Annotated in this window: 1 protein-coding gene and 1 pseudogene; one reads left to right on the forward strand and one right to left on the reverse strand. The window is 70.7% G+C overall.

The annotated features are described in order from the left end of the window. Positions 1 to 181 (forward strand): annotated as a pseudogene (locus tag RT567_RS15465) (tRNA 2-selenouridine(34) synthase MnmH); the annotation flags it as partial. Here the strand turns inward: RT567_RS15465 and tldD are convergent. Then, positions 178 to 1608: a metalloprotease TldD gene (gene tldD, locus RT567_RS15470; RefSeq protein WP_313577124.1), complete on the reverse strand. Its 1431-nt coding sequence runs from the start codon at positions 1606 to 1608 to the stop codon at positions 178 to 180. The pseudogene RT567_RS15465 and the gene tldD overlap by 4 nt on opposite strands. Positions 1609 to 1835 lie beyond the last annotated feature (227 nt).

Here is a 1835-nt window from a genome sequence, read left to right on the forward strand (position 1 = left end):
CGACCTGCGCGCCCTGGCGACGGCCCTGATGCGCGACCACTACGACCCGGCCTATCGCCGGGCGTCGGCGGGCGGGCGCGACCTGGGCGAGATCGTGATGGGGGGCGGGGCCGAGAGCGATCTGGATCGCGCGGCGGAGGCGTTGGCGACTTCCCTCTCCCGCCGGGAGTGGGTTGCTTAGACCGCCGTGCCGCCCACGGTCAGCCCGCCGATCTTGAGGCTGGGCTGGCCGATGCCGACGGGGACGCCTTGCCCGGCCTTGCCGCAGGTGCCGACGCCGGGGTCGAAGGCGAAGTCGTCGCCGATCATCTGGATCTGGGTCAGGGCCGTGGCGCCGTCGCCGATCAGGGTGGCGCCGCGCACCGGCGCCGTGATCTTGCCGTCCTCAATCAGATAGGCCTCGGTGCACTGGAAGACGAACTTGCCGTTGGTGATGTCCACCTGACCGCCGCCGAAGTTGGCGGCGTAGAGGCCGCGCTTGGTCGAGGCGATCATGTCGGCCTGCGAATCCCTGCCGCCTTCCATGAAGGTGTTGGTCATGCGCGGCATGGGCGTGTGGGCGAAGGACTGGCGCCGTCCGTTGCCGGTGGCGTTCGCCCCCAACTGACGCGCCGACAGCCGGTCGTGCATCAGGCCGACCATGACGCCGTCCTCGATCAACACGGTGCGCGAGGTCGGGGTGCCCTCGTCGTCGAACGACAGGGAGCCGCGGCGCCCGGCGATGGAGCCGTCGTCCACGACCGTCACGCCCGGCGCGGCGACGCGCTTGCCCATCATGCCGCTGAACACCGACGAGCCCTTGCGGTGGAAGTCGCCCTCGAAACCGTGACCGACCGCTTCGTGCAGCAGCACGCCGGGCCAGCCCGCGCCCAGCACCACGTCCATCTCGCCCGCCGGGCAGTCGACGGCCTCCAGATTGACCAGGGCCTGACGCAGGGCTTCGTCCACCTGGGCCTGCCAGCGTTCTGGGGCGACCCATTCTTCAAAGCCCGCGCGGCCGCCCGCGCCGGACGAGGCGCTCTCGCGCCTGCCGTCCTTCTCGACGGTGACGGAGACGTTCAGCCGCACCAGCGGGCGCAGGTCGCTGAGCAGCCGCCCGTCGCCGCGCAGGATGTCGATGGCGCGCCGTTCGCCGACCAGGGAGGCCGAGACCTGCACCACGCGCGGATCGCGGGCGCGGGCCCAGGCGTCGATCTCGGCCAGCAGGGCGATCTTGTCCGAGAAGGCCGGGGCCAGCAGCGGATCGACCGGATCATAGAGGCGCTGGTTGGTGTCGCGCGGCGCCTCGGCGGCCGTTCCGTCATAGCCGCGTTTGGCGAGCGCAGCGCTGTCGGCGGCGCGGCGGATGGCGGCGGCGGAGATTTCATTGGCGTGGGCGTAACCGGCCGTCTCGCCCGCCACGACGCGCAGGCCGAAGCCCTCGACGGCATCGTAGGAGGCGCCCTTCAGCCGTCCGTCGTCGAAGACCAGGGATTCGCTCTCGGTCTTTTCGAGGAACAACTCCCCGTCGTCGGCGCCCGCCAGGGCGGTCTGCAGGATCGACAGGGCCTCGTCCGGGGCTACGCCTGCGGCGTCGAGGATGGGGGAGGGGGAGGCGACGGTGCTCATGCACGCTAGATAGGGGCTGAGGAGCGCGGCGTCACGGGGGCAGCAAAAACCCTCTCCTGTTGGGAGAGGGCTTGAGCGCACGAGAGCGTAGCGATCGTTCTGGCGCGAAAGGGTGAGGGTTCGCGGTTGATGGGTTCGCGCGACGGCTTGCGCCGACGGACGGGACAAGCCCCTCACCCTTTCGCCTGTTCCAATCGCCTTCGGCTCTTGGAGGCTCAAGCCCTCTC

The sequence above is a fragment of the Brevundimonas sp. genome (assembly GCF_032107865.1).
Classification (GTDB): Bacteria; Pseudomonadota; Alphaproteobacteria; order Caulobacterales; family Caulobacteraceae; genus Brevundimonas.